Source organism: Butyrivibrio sp. CB08 (assembly GCF_003625485.1).
Taxonomy (GTDB): Bacteria; Bacillota; Clostridia; order Lachnospirales; family Lachnospiraceae; genus Butyrivibrio.
The window spans coordinates 399,788-419,532 of the sequence record NZ_RAIR01000001.1; the positions used below are offsets into that span (position 1 = coordinate 399,788).

The 19,745-nt window shown below is 43.9% G+C and carries 12 protein-coding genes; 10 read left to right on the forward strand and 2 right to left on the reverse strand.

Going from position 1 to position 19,745, the window contains the following annotated elements:
* Positions 1 to 50: 50 nt before the first annotated feature.
* On the reverse strand, positions 51 to 1,169 hold the full coding sequence (glgD, locus tag D6855_RS01810; RefSeq protein ID WP_120737437.1) for a glucose-1-phosphate adenylyltransferase subunit GlgD: 1,119 nt from the start codon (positions 1,167 to 1,169) through the stop codon (positions 51 to 53).
* The gene (locus tag D6855_RS01815; protein ID WP_120737439.1) at positions 1,169 to 2,311 is read right to left on the reverse strand and encodes a glucose-1-phosphate adenylyltransferase; all 1,143 of its coding nucleotides are present in this window, start codon (positions 2,309 to 2,311) and stop codon (positions 1,169 to 1,171) included. Before D6855_RS01815 ends, glgD begins: the two co-directional genes overlap by 1 nt.
* Before the next feature lie 98 nt (positions 2,312 to 2,409).
* Here D6855_RS01815 and D6855_RS01820 point away from each other — a divergent pair, with 98 nt between their 5' ends.
* The 10 genes from D6855_RS01820 to D6855_RS01865 all read left to right on the forward strand — a co-directional run bounded on the left by D6855_RS01820 (position 2,410) and on the right by D6855_RS01865 (position 19,725).
* The gene (locus D6855_RS01820; RefSeq protein WP_256372296.1) at positions 2,410 to 3,318 is read left to right on the forward strand and encodes a glycosyltransferase family 2 protein; all 909 of its coding nucleotides are present in this window, start codon (positions 2,410 to 2,412) and stop codon (positions 3,316 to 3,318) included.
* 129 nt (positions 3,319 to 3,447) lie between these two features.
* Entirely contained in the window at positions 3,448 to 4,671 is a 1,224-nt protein-coding gene (locus D6855_RS01825) for an EAL and HDOD domain-containing protein (RefSeq protein ID WP_120737441.1), read from the forward strand.
* Between the two features lie 34 nt (positions 4,672 to 4,705).
* A complete protein-coding gene (locus D6855_RS01830) occupies positions 4,706 to 8,506 on the forward strand; it encodes an EAL domain-containing protein (protein WP_120737443.1) in 3,801 nt (1,266 codons plus the stop codon).
* Positions 8,507 to 8,509: 3 nt separating this feature from the next.
* A complete protein-coding gene (locus D6855_RS01835; protein WP_120737445.1) occupies positions 8,510 to 9,277 on the forward strand; it encodes a response regulator in 768 nt (255 codons plus the stop codon).
* Positions 9,274 to 11,220, forward strand: coding sequence for an EAL domain-containing protein (locus tag D6855_RS01840; RefSeq protein ID WP_120737447.1), 1,947 nt, complete (start codon positions 9,274 to 9,276; stop codon positions 11,218 to 11,220). The genes D6855_RS01835 and D6855_RS01840 overlap by 4 nt, the downstream gene beginning before the upstream one ends.
* A gap of 117 nt (positions 11,221 to 11,337) precedes the next feature.
* The gene (trpE, locus tag D6855_RS01845; RefSeq protein ID WP_120737449.1) at positions 11,338 to 12,846 is read left to right on the forward strand and encodes an anthranilate synthase component I; all 1,509 of its coding nucleotides are present in this window, start codon (positions 11,338 to 11,340) and stop codon (positions 12,844 to 12,846) included.
* Positions 12,830 to 13,393, forward strand: a complete 564-nt coding sequence (locus D6855_RS01850) for an anthranilate synthase component II (protein WP_120737451.1) — start codon at positions 12,830 to 12,832, stop codon at positions 13,391 to 13,393. Before trpE ends, D6855_RS01850 begins: the two co-directional genes overlap by 17 nt.
* 57 nt (positions 13,394 to 13,450) lie before the next feature.
* Positions 13,451 to 14,221 carry a PHP domain-containing protein gene (locus D6855_RS01855; protein WP_120737453.1) on the forward strand — a complete coding sequence of 257 codons (771 nt, stop codon included), beginning with the start codon at positions 13,451 to 13,453 and terminating at the stop codon, positions 14,219 to 14,221.
* 23 nt (positions 14,222 to 14,244) lie between these two features.
* Complete coding sequence (locus tag D6855_RS01860; protein ID WP_120737455.1) at positions 14,245 to 16,656, forward strand: glycoside hydrolase family 3 N-terminal domain-containing protein; 2,412 nt, start codon at positions 14,245 to 14,247, stop codon at positions 16,654 to 16,656.
* Between the two features lie 18 nt (positions 16,657 to 16,674).
* Positions 16,675 to 19,725, forward strand: coding sequence for a hypothetical protein (locus tag D6855_RS01865; protein ID WP_199712388.1), 3,051 nt, complete (start codon positions 16,675 to 16,677; stop codon positions 19,723 to 19,725).
* The last annotated feature ends 20 nt before the right edge of the window (positions 19,726 to 19,745 follow it).

Below are 19,745 nucleotides of genomic sequence, written 5' to 3' on the forward strand. Positions count from 1 at the left end.
CCCAAAAGGTTCCGTGACTTTAGTCACGGAACCTCCAAATATATGATCTGTTATAATGTGTCGTTTCTCTTGATGTACTGAGGCGACCCGGCGTCTCCTCTGATGTTCTTGGCGTGTATGATGTGGGCCCATTTATCTACGATGGCGTTCTCGATGTGTACGCCTTCCTCGATCACAGCGTAGGCCATGATGATGGAGTTCTTGATAACAGCTCCCTTCTTGATCACAACGCTACGACCAATGATAGAGTTGTCTACTGTTCCCTCGATTGAACAGCCATTACTTACAAAGGAATCTGTAACCTTGGCACTGTCGTAGTACTGAGTAGGGCAGGAGTCTGTGGTCCTTGTGTAGATTGGCCAGTCTGCCTTGAACAGGTCGCTTGCTATATCGTAGTTGATAAGCTCCATTGAAGAGTGGAAGTAATCCTCAAGGCTTGTAAGGGATGCAAAATATCCCTTGTGCTGATAAGCTCTTACGTCCATCTGCTTGCACATGATGTTGATGATGTCAGCGAGAGTGTACATTGAGGACATCCATGTAGCGTCCTGAATGAGCTCTACAAATACTTCCTTCTTCATTACGTAAGTGTCCATGAGAATGTTCTTGGTGTTTGCTGTTCCAAGGTTCTTGTCGATGGACTGAACACCCTTCTGTTTGTTAAGGGTGATGGTGTGACAGTTCTTGAAATACTCTCTTGCATTGTCTACGCGGTGGTAGAGGAGAGTAATGTCAGCGCCACTTGAGATGTGAGCATCAAGAAGCTGCTTGTAATCCTGCTTGTAAACCATGTAGCTTGGAGCGATGATTACGTAGTCCTGATGCATACGCTGGATGATATCCAGGTTCTCATTGTATGCGTTGATATCGTTGTTATAAATGGAGCGGGAAGAGGAGTTCTCGGAAAAGAGAAGCTGGATCTTACCACGCTTACTGTTGATGTTGTAGTGCCTTCCGGATCCTACGTGCTCGGCGATAGACCTTGGACGTGTGCGGACATAAACGTGAATACGGTTGATACCGGAATTGCTCATGTTTGAAATAGGGAAGTCGATAACACGGAATCTTCCAAGGAATGAAAAAGCACCGATTGGACGATAGTCGTGAAGTCCCTCAACATGTATGGTATTGTCTGCGGAGGAAATAATTCCGAATGCGCTAGCTGCCATTATTTTGTTCCTCCTTTCACGTTCTTAGCTACCAGTTCGATATTCTCACTGGTCTTGGATCCGATCTTGACCTTCTTGCCAATGCGTACATTCTCAGCTACAAGAGCTCTTGTAACTATAGCGCCATCTTCAACAACTGCGCCTGGCATAAGGACTGAATCTATAACCTTGGCACCCTTGCCAACTACAGCTCCGGTAAAGAGAACTGAATTGGTTACGGTTCCTTCTACCCGGACACCCTGAGTAATGTATGCGCGCTTTATCTTGGCATCCTTACCTATGTACTGAGGAAGAGTAGAAACGTCTTCTGTATAGATAAGCCATGAAGAGTCATTCAGATTAAGAGAGTTCTTAGGATCAAGGAGGTCCATATTTGACTCCCAGAGAGAATCAATGGTTCCAACATCCTTCCAGTAGCCCTTGAACTCATAAGCAAAGAGTCCTCTGTGGTCATTCAGCATCTTAGGAATAATGTCTTTTCCAAAGTCATGGTCAGAATTAGGATTATTCATATCCTCAATAAGGAGTTTTCTAAGTGGCTTCCAGCTAAAGATATAGATACCCATTGATGCCAGGTTGCTCTTTGGCTTTTTAGGCTTTTCTTCAAATTCAACGATACGGCCCTTGCCGTCTGTATTCATAATTCCAAAGCGGCTTGCTTCTTTCATGGGAACGCCGCGGACAGCAATAGTAGCGTCAGCGTTCATCTGCTTGTGATAGTCAAGCATCTTGGAATAATTCATTTTGTAGATGTGATCTCCGGAAAGAATAAGGATGTACTCCGGATCGTAGTTATCGATAAAGTCGATATTCTGAGAGATGGCATCAGCAGTGCCACGATAGACATCAAGCCCCTCATCGGCTTTTTCGCGAGGTGTGAGTACATAAACTCCACTGTCCTTGGAGTCAAGGCCCCAACGACCATCCTGTGCGACATAAGAATTGAGCAGTACGGATTCGTACTGTGTAAGAACACCGACAACGTCGATGCCACTGTTTGCGCAGTTACTCAGTGGAAAGTCTATGATTCGATATTTTCCACCAAAATAGACTGCTGGTTTAGCAACCTTGGTGGTCAGGTCTTTAAGCCTGCTTCCACGGCCGCCAGCCAGAATCATAGCCAACATTTCATTCTGAGCCATATGGTGATCCCCCCTGATATGATGTTTGTAGAAATACCTTACTATCTATGATATAATGTGCAAGGACTTTTATCAAGCACGAAAGGAGCGCGCTATCAGTGCTTTCAGTGATTATTCCTGCTTACAACGAAGAGCAGATGATACCCAAAACTGTTTCAGTTATAGACGGAATTTTGTGTGAAGCTCATATTGATCATGAGCTTTTATTTGTAAATGACGGTTCCAAGGACAGTACCTGGGAGAAAATAGAAGAGGCAGCCAGCACTAGCAGAAGTGTTAAGGGCGTTAGTTTTTCAAGGAACTTTGGAAAAGAGTCAGCGATCTTCGCGGGTCTATCCAAGGCTTCTGGGGACTGCTGTGTTGTAATTGACTGTGACCTTCAGCATCCACCGGAAAAGATCGTAGAGATGTACAGGCTTTGGGAACAGGGCTTTGAGATCATCGAGGGAGTTAAGAGCAGCAGAGGAAAAGAGAGTGGACTGCACAAGTTCGCTGCCAAGAGCTTCTACGAGATCATGTCCAACGCCGTTGGCTTTGATATGTCCAGAGCTTCAGATTTTAAGCTCCTTGACAGAAAGGCTATTAACGTTCTCCTTAACATGAACGAAAAGAATGCCTTCTTCAGAGCTCTTTCCTCATGGATAGGATTTAAGTCCACCGAGGTTGAATACGATGTAAGAGAAAGAGAAGTTGGCACTTCCAAGTGGAGCACCAGATCTCTTATCAAATATGCAGTTACCAACATCACATCCTTTACTTCAGCGCCTATGCAGCTTGTGACACTTCTTGGAGTTATAGTGTTCATCGTAGGTCTTGCCACAAGTATCGAGGCGATCGTGAGGTTCTTCCAGGGAACTGCTCAGCCAGGTTTTACTACAGTTATTATCCTGCAGTGCTTTACCGGATCATTCATTATGTTCGGGCTTGGCGTTATAGGTTTTTACATCTCCAAGATATATGAAGAGGTAAAGGGAAGACCTAAGTTTATCATCGACAAAACCGTGTGATCTTCAGCTATTTTCTGCTGGAATCCCGTTGTCGGAATTTAATAAGATTTTTATTGGTTAAATCAATATTTAGAGGTACAATATAGATAAGTGGGAGTTTGTCTTTGCACTAGTTGAAAGGAGAAATTTATGCTTGCTACGTTGATACCTCTTTTTGATGACAAAATGTCAGTGTGCGCATATTCAATATTTGCGCGCAAAGAAAATCTCTTTTTAAACCCAGAGCGCATGGGTGGTCAAAGATTTGACGGAGCTGCAACAGTTTACGAACTCGATGTTGTCAGCATGATGGGTGTGTCCATGCTCACCGGCGGCAAGGAAGTCTTTGTACCGATCAATCAGTTCTCGCTTTTCGCAGAAATATCCCTTCAGTGCACTGTACCTGCAAACAAGGTAGTGCTTCTTTTGGATAACTCAATACAACCCGACGAAATGGCTGTTAAGAGGGTAAGAGAGCTTAAGGACCAGGGCTACAAGATAGCCATCAGAAAGCTCCCCATCAGCAGCTTCGAACCATACAAGGAGATCATTGCAAAGTGTGATTACATTCTTCTTGACCACACCAAGATCGATATCTCCAAGGCCAAGATCTATTTCAAGAAACTCTATCCTGCTATCAAGCTCTGCGCAGTTAACGTAGATACTCAGGAGCAGTATGAGGAACTTGTTAAGGACGGCGGCTATGACTTCTATGAAGGAAAATTCTTCAGAATGCCTGTAAGCCGTTCTGATAAAGAGGTAAGCCCTCTTAAGGTCAACTATATAGAGCTTCTTAACGTTGTTAACGCTCCTGACTTTGACCTTACAGATGCAGCAGATGTCATTGGAAAAGACCCTGCTCTTGTAATTTCTCTTTTAGAAATAGTAAACAGAATGGCCCTTAATTCTGAGATCACTTCTATCAGACACGCAGCTGCGATGCTTGGTCAGAAGGAACTTAAGAGATGGATCAACACAGCCGTTACAAAAGAGCTGTGTGCAGACAGACCAAGTGAGATCGTAAGACTTGTAATGATAAGAGCTAAGTTTGCCGAAAACCTGGCAAGTGACTTCGAACTTGCAATGCAGGCGCCTGAGCTGTTCATCATGGGACTGTTCTCAGCTCTTGATATCATGCTTGAAAAACCAATGGAAGAAGCTCTTAAGATGGTTCAGCTATCCAAGAACGTAACTGACGCTCTTTTGGAAAATAAAGGCGACTTCGCCAAGGTACTTGAGTTTATCAAATGCTATGAGGATGCAGACTGGAACGAGGTTTCAAGACTTCTTGTCCTTTCAGGTATAGATATGGACAAGATCTATACAGCATACCTTGGAGCACTTAGATGGTATAGAGATCTTATTCCTGCATAATATGGCTTTTGATCTGGTACCATGAGGGCGGTCTATGAGTATTGCTAACGGCATAGGAAATGCTATTACCTTTAATCTTGCAGCCGTAATAATCGCCGTAACATGTCTTTTCTACACTCTGATAATGCGGCGTAAGCTCAGGATAAAGAATAAGCTTTTTATAGCAAACTTAATAATAATCATTCTCAATGCTCTTACAGTAGTAGTCGGAGATGTGATGCTAAACAGTGAGCTTGCGGTTGACAGCAAGCTCATTTTAGCCAACATCCTTCAGTTCCTCTACTATTTTACCCACTATGCCATTGCGCCTTTCTTTGCGCTGTATATTATTCTTGTATGTAATGTCTCTTACAGATTTCCAGAAAAGTCGAGGCTTATTATTGTCATGCCTTTCTACATTCTGGAGCTCTTAGTTCTTATCAATCCCTTTACCAATCTTGTTTATACCTATGATTACGATCTGGTGCTCCACAGGCATTTTGGAGTATATCTTGCCTATATTCAGGCTGCATTTTACATTCTCTTTGCAATCGTAGCTCTTTTCCTGTACTGGAATACATTAAATGGCCTGAAGAAGGTCGCCCTTTTGTATTTCTTTGTCATTGTTCTGGCTGGAACAGCTATCCAGATGTTCTTCATTGATGTTAAATGTGAGCTTATGTGTGAAGCCATAGGCTTTATGGGCATCATGATAGTTCTTGAAAATGACGACGACAGAGTCGATACCCCGACAGGAGCTTTTAACAGAAACGCATTTACCAAAGATGTATCCAGCTACTTTAAATATGGCAGAAAATTCTGCGTCATCTGTATAAGGATTGAGAATGCGGATGTCTTCAGAAAGATAACCGGTTATGAGGCATTTGAAAAGGTTCTTACTACAGCTGTTAACTATGCAGGAAACTTAAATAACAAGATAGACGTTTACAGGTCTTCGGCGGACAGTATTATGGTCCTTTGTGCTGATATGGGACTGGATGAGGCGAAATCTATCGCCTATACCCTCTATGAAAAAGCCCACGGCGACTGGGCAACATTAGGAAACAGACTTCATCTTAAGACCAACGTCCTTCTTTGTCAGTGCCCTGAACAGTTTTCATCCCTGGATCAGATTTTCTTGCTTTCTGATTCAAACTTTGAAGTATCAGAAGATAAGGTCCTTATGGGAGATGACCTCAACTTCCTTCTTAGAAGAGGAGAGGTTGAAAACGCAGTAAGGCGTGGAATCAAGGAAAAGACTTTCAGGGTTTACTTTGAGCCTATCTATAAAAAAGAGGATCTTTCAATCTGTGGAGCACAGGCCCTCCTTAAGTTTGAGGACAGCCGTCTTGGAGAAATTGATGCTTCAGAGTTTATCCCAATTGCGGAACAGACCGGTATGATCGAAAACCTTGGCTGGTTCATGATGGATGAGGCTATGTATTTCCTTGGCGGTATGACGCAGGAGATGGGCCTTGAGTTTATTGAGATCGGACTCTCATCAGTTCAGCTCATTAAATCAGATTTCGTAGAAAATACCAGAACCCTCATGGAAGAGCACGGCATTTTGCCAAATCAGATAGTATTCGATATCACAGAATCTGCAGCTGCAACAGATCAGGATGTCCACGAAAACATCATGCAGGACCTCAGTGAAGATGGCGTCAGATTCTTTATGGATGAGTATGGTACAGGATTCTTTAACATGCAGTCTGCATCCTCCCTTATCTTTGAAGGTGTCAAGATGGATGCGCGGCTTCTAAGTAAGTCAGAAGACCAGAGGCAGAACAGGATCATCTTAGAGAACAGACTTAAGATGATGAGCCAGATGGGTAAAAAAGTTTTCCTCGACCATATAGATTCTCAGGAGATCATGAACAGCACAGCTGTCATAAAGCCTGACTACCTGAAGGGAAGTTATTTCTCTGAGCCGGTTAGCAAAACAGAGTTTATCGCTATCCTTCGTGCAACAGAGCTTGCCAAGATGGAGGAGAGAAGAGCTAAGGCTGCCAATGACGCTAAGAGTAATTTCCTTGCCAATATGTCCCACGAGATCAGAACTCCTATCAATGCTGTTCTTGGCATGAATGAAGTTATCCTTCGCGAATGTAAGGATGAGAAGATCCTTGAATATGCCCAGAACATTGAAGGGGCAGGAAGAACTCTTTTGTCCCTTATAAATGATATCCTTGACTTCTCCAAGATCGAATCCGGCAGCATGGAGATCCACGAGGCTGCCTATGACCTCAGTACCATACTTAACGACATCTTTAACATGGTGCATATCAAAGCTGAGCAAAAGGTCATCGATCTGATATTTGATGTTGATGAGACGATCCCGGACAGAATGCTTGGCGATGAGATGAGACTTCGTCAGATCATAGTAAATGTCCTTAATAATGCCATCAAATATACATCAAAGGGAAGTGTCACCCTTAAGATAAAGGGCGAGAGAACCTTTAATGACAGCATTCTCCTAAGGATCGATGTCATCGACACCGGTATTGGAATAAAGCCAGAGGATATAGATTCTCTGTTCGATAAGTTTAAGAGACTTGATATTGATAAGAATAAGACCGTTGAGGGAAGCGGCCTTGGCCTTGCTATCACATCGTCGCTTCTTGAACTCATGGGCGGAACCATAGGTGTTCACAGTGAGTATGGAAAGGGTTCAGTATTTAAGATGACCCTTCCACAGAAGATCGTAAATGATGCACCGATCGGTGACTTTAAGACAAGACTTCAGGAATCCTTAAAGGAGAGAAAGACCTACAAGGAGAAATTTACAGCTCCAAAAGCTACGGCTCTTGTAGTAGACGATACTCCAATGAACCACGTAGTAATAAGAGAGCTCTTAAAGCACACGCTTCTTAAGATAGAGTCTGCAAGAAGCGGCCTTGAGTGCCTTGAAAAGCAGCACGGCAAGAAGTACGACATTATCCTTCTTGACTATAGAATGCCCGGAATGGATGGAATTGAAACACTTTCTGCCATGAAGAAGGATGTGGATTCTCCAAACTATGAAACTCCCGTTATCGTTCTTACGGCCAATGCCATTTCAGGAGCAAGAGAGAATTTCCTCAGGGAAGGCTTTGATGATTACTTAAGTAAGCCTATTGAAAGTGACAAGCTTGAAGAGACTCTGATCAAGTATCTTCCAAAGGACAAGGTGGAGATCACAATGTCTGATGAGGATGAAAGTGCTAAAGCGGCGCAGAGTACCGACGATGAAAAGATCCCTGATTACCTTATGAACCTTGAAAAGGTTGATGTCACGGAAGGACTTAAGAACTGCGGAAGTGTTGACAGTTACCTGAGCATCCTTAAGGTTTATTACGAATCAGCAGATATGACAAGGGACAACATTGAGACAGCCTACGATACCAAGAACATCAAGGATTACACCAGCTACGTACACTCATTAAAGAGTACCAGCAGGACCATCGGGGCAAAAGAGCTGTCGAAGCTCTCTGAGATGCTTGAAAAAGCAGGTAACGACGGAGATGTTGAAACTATTGAAGAATTCCACAATGAGCTTTTGAACCTGCATTCAATAGTTATCTATTCCCTGTCAAAGATTCCTGATTTTGATGAAGATGCCACTGAGGATATGAGTGACATCAACAAGGAACAAATAAGTGTGCCTCAGATGATAGATGCATATCAGACTATCATTGAAGTCAGTAAGTCTCTTGACTATGACACACTTACCTTTATTCTTGATTCACTAAAGAAATACAGACTTAGACCTGAAGACAAAGAACTTATCAAGAAGATTGGAGACAGAGCATATAAGCTTAAATGGGATGAAATAACAGAGCTCTCGTCTCAGGGCCTTAAAGGGCTCAAGGAGTAAGATATGTTTAACAAAAAGATTTTGCTTGTAAGAAATGAAGAGACCTTCCTTGTAAATGCCATCAAGAACGCCATGATAGCAGCTAAGTATCAGGTGATTGAATCCACCTACTCAATAGCTGATCTGTCCAGCAAGAAGAGCGGCGCAAACCTCATTGTTCTGTACACTGATACGGAATTTGAGGAGCATCGTGATGCCATGGTCTTCTTTAAGGATCTTAGCATGGAAGAGAATATCATCATGATGGTCATCGGCGATAAGCCGGCTTTTGATTTGGTGCATCATTACATTCCAAAAGAGGATGTGGCATTTGAGATAACAAGGCCTCTTGATATGACGGACCTTATGAGCAAGATCATGATTGCTACAGACGACGAGTTTGAGATGCAAAGAAGAAAATGCATCCTTGTGGTTGACGATGACCTTACCTTCCTTCAGATGATAAGGGAGTGGCTAAAGGATACCTACAGAGTCGGAATGGCTAACTCCGGAACCCAGGCGGTGGCGTGGCTTGCCACCAACAAGGCGGATCTTATCCTTCTTGACTATGACATGCCGGTTTTAGACGGGCCAAAGGTCATGGAGATGCTAAAGAGTGAGTCCTTCTCAAACTCAACTCCTGTAATGTTCCTTACGGGCAAAAACGACAGGGAAAGTGTTACCAACGTTATCTCATTAAAACCAGTAGATTACCTGCTTAAATCAATTTCCAAAGACAAGCTCCTTGCTACTTTGGATGCATTCTTCAAATCAAGAAAGAGCGACAAATGAGCAATACTCTGATAGGTGGATTATCATTTAGAATAGCTGCAGCGCTGATCTGCGTGACGTGCATTTTCTACACGGCAGTTATGCGAAGACTCAATAAGAAACGTCTTCGCAGCCGCCTTTTCATTACCATGCTCTCAATTATCTTCATTAACTGCACCACAGGCTTTATTTCCACCTACGTCACACCATCGAGCCTTCCGTTTATTGCAAGGCTTGCCATCACCTATGCATGTAAGTTTATCTATTACATTACCCACATCGCACTGATCCCGGTATTTTGTATCTACATCATCGTGGTGTGCGAAGTATTCCACAAATTAAGCCGCCAAAAGCTCTTGCTTTTCCTTACTCCATTTTTACTTCTTGAGATTTTGGTAATATCAAATCCTCTTACGCACCTGTATTTTTATTATGATCAGGATCTTAACTACGGAAGAGGGATTGGCGTCTATATAGCTTACGCCGTATGTATTGCTTACGTTGTTTTCTGTGTTTATCTGCTTAAGCGCTTCTGGCATTCCATGAACGGCCTCCAGCAGATAGCCATGTTCTACTTTATGTTCCTTGCAACCAGTGCAACCATTATCCAGATGGTGTTCCCTGCTGTAGTTTGCGAGCTCATGGGTGAAGCGCTTGGTCTTATGGGTCTTATGATCATGATAGAAAGAGATGACTACAGACTGGACTATAGGACCAATGCATATAATAAATCAGCTCTTTTGCACGACATGAACGTATACTTTAATGTTAAAAGAGATTTCTACGTAGTCTGTGTAAGAGTCATGAACGATGATATGTACAGAAGAGTAGTAGGTCATGAGGGCTATGATGCTCTTATGGCTGAGATTGCAGACTTTCTGGAGAAGCTTGATACCAGATACGATGCTTACAGGTCTACCGGAGGAAACTTCTTCCTGGTATGTCCGGAAGCCAACAAGGATATCATCGATGGAATCCTTGTTAAGATCGAAGAGAGATTTAAGCTTGGTTTTTCGGCAGCAGGCGGTATCGCCAATGTTAAGATAAAGGTTCTCTGCGCAAAGTGCCCTGATGAGCTTCAGGATGCCAGCGACGTACTTCTTCTTGCTGAAGCAGAGCTTGAAAATACCGATAAGATGGTATTTGAGGGAGATGACCTTGATTTCATCCTAAGGAAGATCGCTATTGAGAAAGCTATCACCAAGGGTATGGCAGATAACAGTTTCCTTGTAATGTACCAGCCTGTTTATGACAAGAATTCTCACAAGATATCTTCCGCAGAGGCTTTCCTTACTCTTAAGGAACTGGAAGCACAGAACATAAGCTTTGCAGAGTTTATGTCAGTTGCAGAGAATTCTGGATTTGTAACAGAGCTTGAGTTTAGAATGATCGATTCTGTCTGTGCCTTTATAAGAGATGGCCTGTCTCGCAGCGGAGTAGGAGATGTGAATCTTGTTATTCACATCATGTCAGTTCAGGTTCTTACTCATGAGCTTATTAAGAGAGTAAGGGAGTGCCTGGATAAATATGTTATCGATCCATCCTTCCTTGTCTTTGACGTAAGTGACACAATAGCCATGCAGGCTCAGGATGAACTTGAATACATTATTGATGAATTCCAGAAGATGGAGATTCCATTTGTTCTTGCAACAGATGACGCAGGACTTCTTGGTCTTGACAGCAGAATCGTAGCCAAGTTCGACGGCGTTTCCATAAATGTACGAAAGCACTATGAGACAGTTCATACCGGACAGGAAGACATAATCCTAAAGAACAGGACCACCATGATCAATCAGCTTGGAAAGGTAATGATCCTCTCAGGTATTGATACAGAAGAGCTCTATGAAAAGGCCAATAAAGTCATGGGTAACCTGATGGTTGGTAATTATCTGGCAAAGCTCTGCACCAAGAACGAGCTTCAGAACAAGTTCTGGCATGAAGAGATCTTTAGCAGGGAATGGTAAACTCTAATAATTCATAGACAAACAAGGCTCCCGGCAAAGAGTTGTTGCTTTGCAGGGAGCATTTTTATACAATAAAGACTATTAGGACAAAAAACGCATAATTATAAGGGGAGAGCTATGGCAACAACACCATTTTGTGAAGTCAAGGAATTGGCAAAAACGGGGAAATACCGCCTGATTCCAATTATGAAGGACATCCTCTCTGACGTGGCAACGCCGGTTCAGGTCATGAGGAAACTCAAGAATGTGAGCAATCACTGCTTCCTTCTTGAAAGTGTGGAAGATTCAAGACAGTGGGGAAGATATTCTTTTCTTGGATATAATCCCACAATGCAGCTGTCAGGCCGCGGCCAGGAGATGACAGTTACCTATGACTGCGGAAAAGAAGAGACCTTTACCATTGATAACCCAAGTGACTACATAAGGGAACTGGTTGATAAGAACAGGGCTCCAAAGCTTCCTGATGCCCCGACCTTTACTGGAGGGCTTGTTGGATACTTTTCCTACGACTACATGCAGTATGCTGAACCCTCATTGCATTTTTATGCGAAAAATGAGCACGATTTTTCTGACTTTGATCTGATGCTCTTTGAGAGCCTTATCTGCTTTGACAACCTGAAGCAGAAGATCCTTCTTATATCAAACGTTAAGGTCCCTGAGAATACAGAGGGTGCATCTTTTGAAAGAGATATCACTGATGCCTATGAGGTTGCGATTAGCAATATAGCTAAGATGGAGGACCTTATCCTTAACGGGCAGATGATGGAGATCCCTAAGGGTAAGCTTAAATCGGAGATACAGCCTCTTTTCCCTAAGGAGGAGTACTGCAGGAAGGTTGATAAGGTCAAGGAGCATATCGTAGAAGGTGATATCTTCCAGCTTGTTTTATCAAATCCCATGGAAGCTGATTTTGAGGGAAGCCTTTTTGATACCTACAGGATCCTTAGGACCACCAATCCATCCCCTTACATGTTCTATTTTTCAGGAGATACAGAGATCGCAGGTGCTTCCCCGGAGACCCTTGTTAAAGTTGAGGACGGAGTTATAAGGACATTCCCGCTTGCCGGCACAAGGCCAAGAGGTGCTACCCTCGAGGAGGACCTTGCTCTTGAAAAAGAGCTTCTGGCTGACGAGAAAGAACGGGCTGAGCACAACATGCTTGTGGACCTTGGAAGAAACGACCTTGGTAAGCTGTGCGAATTTGGCTCTGTAGAAGTTGAGAAATACATGGTGGTTGAAAGATACTCCCATGTTATGCATATTGGATCATCAGTTAAGGGAAAGCTTCGTGATGACAGGTCTGCTATAGATGCAATCGATGCTGTCCTTCCAGCCGGAACATTATCCGGGGCTCCCAAGATCAGAGCCTGCCAGATAATAGATGAGCTTGAAGGCGTAAAGAGAGGTATCTACGGCGGAGCCATCGGATACGTAGACTTTACTGGAAACCTCGATACCTGTATCGCCATAAGACTTGCCTACAAGAAAAACGGAAAAGTCTTTGTAAGAAGCGGAGCGGGACTGGTTGCTGATTCTGTTCCTGAAAGTGAATTTACTGAATGCGTAAACAAGGCTAAGGCTGTTGTGAATGCGATCAAGGAGGCCTGCGATGATTCTGATAATTGATAACTACGACAGCTTTACATATAACCTATATCAACTTATTGGCTCCATCGAGCCTGATATGAAGGTCATAAGAAACGACGAGTGCACCATAGATGAGATCAGACAGATGGCGCCTTCAGTCATCATCCTCTCACCTGGCCCTGGTAAGCCATCAGATGCCGGAATCTGCGAGGATGTAGTTAAGGAGCTTGGAAAAGAGATTAAGATCCTTGGAGTATGTCTTGGACATCAGGCAATCTGCGAGGCCTTTGGAGGCACTGTATCCCACGCCAAAAAGCTCATGCACGGCAAACAGTCAGAGACCACAGTTGATAATACGTCAAAGCTCTTTAAGGGACTTGATAAGAGGGTTAAGGTTGCAAGATACCACTCCCTTGCTCTTAAGGAGGAGACACTTCCATCATGCCTTAAGGTTGTGGCTACTGCTGACGACGGCGAGATTATGGCAGTTGAGCACAAAGATTTCCCAGTTTACGGTGTTCAGTTCCACCCGGAATCCATAATGACCCCTGATGGAATGGACATGCTGCGGAATTTCCTGATGTAATAAATTGGCCAAAATAAGAAAAGAATTAAAAAAGGTAGTTGTGGTAGAATCTCAGATATGAAATACGTTTATGAAACACATCTTCACACCATAGAGGCCAGCGCCTGTTCAAGGACACCTGGCGAAGATTATATAGATTACATGAAGAACCTTGGCTACAGCGGGTTTATCGTTACGGATCACTTTTTTACTGGTAACACCTGTATCCCCGCTAACCTTCCCTGGGATGAAAGGGTAAAGAGATACTGTAGTGGTTACCATCATGCTCTTGATAAAGCGGGGGATGATTTCACGGTCCTTTTTGGAGTTGAGTATAACTTTAGAGGGGATGAGTTCCTGATCTACGGTATCGACGAGCAGTGGCTTCTTGATCATCCTGATTTTACGGAAAGGGAAGACAGGAACAAAGTCTATGAGATGGTCCACGAGGCTGGTGGCATAATGCTTCAGGCCCATCCCTACAGGGAGAGAGGGTATTTATCAGATATCAACATCACTCCATCTGCCTGCGACGGAATAGAAGGCTACAACGCAGCCAACCCTGATTACCAGAATGCTCTTGCATATATGTACGGCAAAGAGCGGGGATTTAAGATGACTGGCGGATCTGACATTCACTATTTTGAACAGCCGGACATGGGTGGAACTGCCTTTGACCACCCCATAAACACAATAGAAGAATTTGTGGCAGCATTCTTAAATGGTGAGGGAGTGCCTGTTTACAAGAAAGATATATTAAATTCGAATATAGATTTTGCACCTGTATCAGAGTGTGAGGATCTGATATTCACAACCAAGAGCCCGACACTGCCGGTGTTCTGGCACTAAGATCTTATTTTGGAGGTTATTCAATGGAGAAGTGGGCAAGACTTAAGTATCAGCCTGGTATCGCACTTTATGAGGATGGAGAGAGAGTAACTGGCAGCAGGAGCCATATCGAGATTTCAAAAAGAGCTGCTGACGAAGCAATAGTTCTTTTAAAGAATGACGGCGTTCTCCCTCTTTCAGGAGATAAGCCACTGGCGCTCTTTGGCAAGGCGAGCTTTGAGTACGTAAAGGGAGGCGGCGGTTCAGGTGATGTTTACTGCAAGTACATCCACTCTCTCTATGACGGACTTAAGATAAGGGGCATCAAGGTATTTGAGCCTTTGATCGATCTGTATAAAGAAGAACTTGATAAGCAGTACAAGGAGGGACTGGTTCCCGGAATGACCAGCGAAGTTGCGGTTCCGGATTCTCTTTATAATGAGGCAGCTTCCTTTACTGATACTGCTCTTATAGTTATCAACAGGTTCTCTGGTGAGAGCTGGGACAGAAGCAACATAGAGTGTACCGGCGAGTTTAATCCATGGCCCAGAGGACTGTCTATGCCTGAGGTTTCAGGCAAAGTATTCCCTAAGGGAGATTTCTATATAACTGAATTGGAACAGGCCATGATAGACAAGGTCAAGGCTTCATTTAAGAACGTCATCGCGGTGCTTAACGTAGGCGGTATCATCGACTGCAGGTGGATAGCAGAGGACGACGCCATTGGAGGTGCTATCTACATGGGACAGCTTGGAATGGAAGGTGGCCTTGCTGCGGCAGACGTCCTTCTTGGAAAGGTATGCCCATCCGGTAGACTTGTGGATACCTTTGCAGGGGAGCTTTCTGACTATCCTTCAACAAAAGGCTTCCACGACAGCTTTGACTATGTGGACTATAACGAAGATGTCTATGTAGGCTACAGATATTTCGAGACAATTGACGGGGCAAAAGAGAAAGTGGTTTACCCTTTTGGATACGGACTATCCTATACCTCTTTTGAAACAGAAGTGGTATCCGCTGGCGCTATGTCAGATGGATTTACCTTTACAGTTAAGGTTACCAACACAGGAACGGTAGCAGGCAAGGAAGTAGTTCAGCTCTACTTTAGTGCTCCGGATGGACTTCTTGGTAAACCTTCCCGCAATCTTGCAGATTTTGCCAAGACAGGGGAGCTTGCACCAGGCGAGTCAGAGCTTATCCCTCTTTCAGTTACCTTCTACCAGATGGCTTCCTATGACGATCTTGGCAAGGTTAAGGAGGCAGCATATGTTCTTGAAAAGGGAGTATATGAGTTCTATACAGGCTCTGATGTAAGAGATTCCGTAAAGATTGATTTCTCCTACGGCCTTGATGAGAACGTTGTGGTAAAAGAGCTGTCTCATAAGCTTGCTCCTGTAGAGCTTAAACAGAGAATGGTATCAGACGGCAGCTACGAGGAACTTCCTCTTGGAAAGCACAAGGATATCAATGCGTGCATCTTTGAAAAGATGGAGCCTGGAACAGAAGAAGCTCTTACTCCTGTTATCAGAGCTGTTGACAGCCATTACCTTACATATCCATACAAGGAAGGCGCCAAGACCCTTCTGGATGTTGCTGAAGGAAAGGCTACTCTTGATGAGTTTGTTTCCCAGCTCCCTGTAGAGAGACTTATAGATCTTCTTGGAGGTCAGCCAAACACAGGCGTTGGAAATGTATTTGGATTTGGTAACCTTCCTGAGTATGCAGTTCCAAACGCACAGACAGCTGATGGACCAGCTGGAGTCAGGATCATGCCAGGCACAGGAGTTCTTACAACGGCATTCCCATGTGCAACCTCTATCGCTTGCACCTGGAACAAGGAGCTTTCTGAGGAGATAGGCTTTGCAGGAGGAGAGGAGCTTAAGGAGAATAACCTCTGCGTATGGCTTACCCCAGCAGTCAACATTCACAGAAGCCCTATGTGCGGAAGAAACTTTGAGTACTACTCAGAGGATCCATACCTCACAGGACGTATGGCAGCAGCCATGGTCCGTGGTATCCAGAAGAACAAGGTTGGAGCAAGCGTCAAGCACTTTGCCTGCAACAACAAGGAAACTAACAGGAAACACAGCGACTCAAGAGTATCTGAGAGAGCTTTAAGAGAGATTTACCTTAAGGCTTTTGAGATAATTGTAAGAGAGTCAGACCCATATACCATCATGTCCTCCTATAACGCTGTAAACGGAGAGAGGGCATCTGAATCAGCAGACCTCCTTACAGGAATCCTTAGAGATGAGTGGGGATTTAAGGGCTTTGCCACATCAGATTGGTGGAACAGAGCTGAGCATTACAAGGAGATAAACGCAGGTAATGACCTTAAGATGGGCTGCGGCTTTACTGACAGAGTATTAAAGGCCTATGAAATGGGCGCTATAGACAGGCAGACCCTTGAAAAGAGCGCCAAGAGAATCCTTGATGTGATTCTGAGATTTGAATAATTATCCCCGGAGGAATATATGATAAGACACAACACAACTGTTAAGGACCAGATTAGCGACTATTCAAGAAAGAGTACCTTTGCAAGCTTTCTGCCAGGAATAGCAGGAATAAAGGGAATACCTATCTGGTGCTACTACGTAAACAGAGGCCAGGCAGTTACAAGCTTTGGAGTATCTGACAAGGATCATGGAATCATGGAGTTTTCTCCTGCTCACAATTCCTATCAGATGGTGAAAAGAACGGGTTTCAGGACCTTTGTTAAGATAGATGGCAGCTTTTTTGAGCCCTTCTACACTGATAATGAGTCAGAGAACATGACCATCTACATGAATGGCTTTGGCATAAGCGATAAGAGTGCTGAGTTTGGCATCACTACAAACGTAGACTACACAACACTTCCAGGTGAAGAGATCGGAGCGCTCCTTCGTGTAGTTACCATTAAAAATGACAGCGATAAGACCAGAAGCTTTGAAGTTCTTGATGGTATGCCAGCTATGGTTCCTTACGGAGTTGAGCAGTTTGGTCTTAAGATGATGACCCAGACCACCAAAGCCTGGATGCAGGTTGAGGATGTGGATAGCAGGGTTCCATATTACAGAGTTCGCGTAAGTATGGAAGATTCTGCAGTTATTCAGAAGGTGGACAGTGGTAACTTTGGATTTGCGGTAAGCGAAGGAACATATAAGCTCCCAGTTCTTGCAGATCCAAGAGTCGTGTTTGAATATGACCTTTCCCTTAACAAGCCTGAGGGCTTTATTGCAAAGGGATTTGATGAGCTCCTTAAGAGTGAGCAGAACCTTTCCAATGAGTTCCCGTGCTGCTTCTTTGCATGCAAAAAAGATCTCGCTCCGGGACAGGAACTGACAATCTACGAGATCATCGGTCAGGTCAGAAATAAAGAGGTTCTTTCAAAGTTCCTTAACAAGAAAATAGACAACGCTTATTTCGAAGAGAAGTTTGCTGAGGCAGACAGATTAACTGACGAGCTTACAGATGTTGTATCAACCAGTACCGCAGATCCAGTATTTGACGCCTACACAAGAGTCAACTACATGGACAACGTCCTTAGAGGCGGAAGCCCTATAGATCTTGCAGGCCACATTTTCTATGTGTACTCAAGAAAGCACGGAGATCTTGAGAGAGACTACAACTATTTCTCCATGTCTCCTGAGTATTACTCCCAGGGAAATGGTAACTTCAGGGATGTTAACCAGAACAGGAGATGTGATACCTTCTTTAGCGGCAGCAGCAAGGTAGGTCTTAGAAACATTAAGATGTTTTATTCCCTTCTTCAGCTCGATGGTTACAATCCTCTTAAGATCGAGCAGCTTCGCTATGAGGTTTCAGAAGATGAGCTTAAGGGCGTAGCGCTTAAACAGCCATTTACACCAGGTGAACTCTACGCAGCTCTTCTTGATAAGGGATGTGACGACAGATTTGAGGATATCATGGGTAAGGCCGTTGAAACCGGCGGAGCAGAGTTTGGCGAAGGCTATTGGAGTGACCACTGGTCCTACAACCTTGACCTTATCGAAGATTATCTTGAGGTCTTTCCTGACAGGGAAAAAGAGCTTTTGTTCGATACCACTGTATCGGCCTTTGACTGCAAGGAAGAGGTTCTTCCAAGGTCTGAGAGATACGTTAAGACAGAAAACGGCATAAGGCAGTACAACTTCTTAAGGGAAAGAGATACGAAAAGAGAAGGCTCTTTTGCTGTATATAAAAATGGCAGGAGCGTTGAAATGTCCCTTATGGCCAAGATGGTGATATTATCTGCTGTTAAGTTCAGCTCTCTCGACGTATGCGGAATGGGAATCGAGATGGATGGCGGTAAGCCAGGCTGGTACGATGCCCTTAACGGAATGCCAGCACTTCTTGGATCTTCCATGAATGATACCTATGAGCTCCTTAGGATGATCAGGTATGAGATAGACAGGACAAAAGAGCATAGACAGAACATTGAAGTGCCTGTAGAGACAGCGGAATTTATCGATAAGCTCGTAGAAGCCGAGAGCTCTTTTACTGATGAGTTTGATAACTGGAATAAGAGAAATGAGCTCAGGGAGAGCTACAGAGCTAAAGTTTACGGTAATCTCTCCGGAGAGACCAAAGAGCTTTCAGCGGACTACGTGGCAAAAGCCCTTGAAACCTTTGCAGCAAGGATAGATAAGGGCGTTGACAGAGCCCTTGAGATCGGAAAGGGAATCAGCCCTTCATACTTTACCTTTGACGTTGATAAGTATGAGGAGACCAGGGAGGGAATCATTCCACTTAGTCTTAAGCTTGTGACTGTCCCTGATTTCCTTGAGGGTCCGGTAAGATACCTTAAGCTTGACCGCAGCATAGAGGATAAGAGAGAGCTCTATGGCAAGGTTAAGAACAGTGACCTCTTTGACAGGGACCTTAACATGTACAAGGTTAACTCATCCCTGTTGGATTCAAGCTTTGAGCTTGGAAGATGCAGGGCATTTACTCCCGGGTGGCTTGAAAATGAGTCAATCTGGATGCATATGGAGTACAAGTATCTCCTGGAGCTTATAAGGAGCGGACTGTACCCTGAGTTTTTCGAGGACTTTGGCAAAATGGCGGTTCCATTCCTTGATAAGAATGTCTATGGAAGAAGTACACTGGAGAATTCATCATTTATTGCCAGCAGCAAGAACCCTGACAAGAGCATAAGAGGAAAGGGCTTTGTAGCAAGACTTTCAGGATCAACCATAGAGTTTATCAGTATGTGGAAGCTGATGTTCTTTGGAAAGAAACCATTTAGCTATAAAGATGGAGAGCTTACCTTTGAAGCTGCGCCAGCAATTCCTTCATACCTCATAAGAGAAGAGGATGGAAAATTTAGCGCCAGCGCGATGCTTCTTGGAAAGACAGAAGTTATCTACGAGTTTGATGCCAAAAAGGACTATTATCCGGGCAATTACAAGGTAACAGAGTACGTTGTTACCACTGATTCCGGAGAGGAAAAGGTAGTATCCGGAAGCACTATTACAGGAGAATTGGCAAAAAATATCAGAGAAGGCAGAGTGTGCAAAATATGTGTTAAAATAATATTAGTATGATTGCGTCAACTTAATTACAA

Bases quoted from the DNA above. Each gene is read 5' to 3' on its own strand.
- glgD (WP_120737437.1), bottom strand. From the start codon at position 1,169: ATGGCAGCTAGCGCATTCGGAATTATTTCCTCCGCAGACAATACCATA.
- D6855_RS01815 (WP_120737439.1), bottom strand. From the start codon at position 2,311: ATGGCTCAGAATGAAATGTTGGCTATGATTCTGGCTGGCGGCCGTGGA.
- D6855_RS01825 (WP_120737441.1), top strand. From the start codon at position 3,448: ATGCTTGCTACGTTGATACCTCTTTTTGATGACAAAATGTCAGTGTGC.
- D6855_RS01830 (WP_120737443.1), top strand. From the start codon at position 4,706: ATGAGTATTGCTAACGGCATAGGAAATGCTATTACCTTTAATCTTGCA.
- D6855_RS01835 (WP_120737445.1), top strand. From the start codon at position 8,510: ATGTTTAACAAAAAGATTTTGCTTGTAAGAAATGAAGAGACCTTCCTT.
- D6855_RS01840 (WP_120737447.1), top strand. From the start codon at position 9,274: ATGAGCAATACTCTGATAGGTGGATTATCATTTAGAATAGCTGCAGCG.
- trpE (WP_120737449.1), top strand. From the start codon at position 11,338: ATGGCAACAACACCATTTTGTGAAGTCAAGGAATTGGCAAAAACGGGG.
- D6855_RS01850 (WP_120737451.1), top strand. From the start codon at position 12,830: ATGATTCTGATAATTGATAACTACGACAGCTTTACATATAACCTATAT.
- D6855_RS01855 (WP_120737453.1), top strand. From the start codon at position 13,451: ATGAAATACGTTTATGAAACACATCTTCACACCATAGAGGCCAGCGCC.
- D6855_RS01860 (WP_120737455.1), top strand. From the start codon at position 14,245: ATGGAGAAGTGGGCAAGACTTAAGTATCAGCCTGGTATCGCACTTTAT.
- D6855_RS01865 (WP_199712388.1), top strand. From the start codon at position 16,675: ATGATAAGACACAACACAACTGTTAAGGACCAGATTAGCGACTATTCA.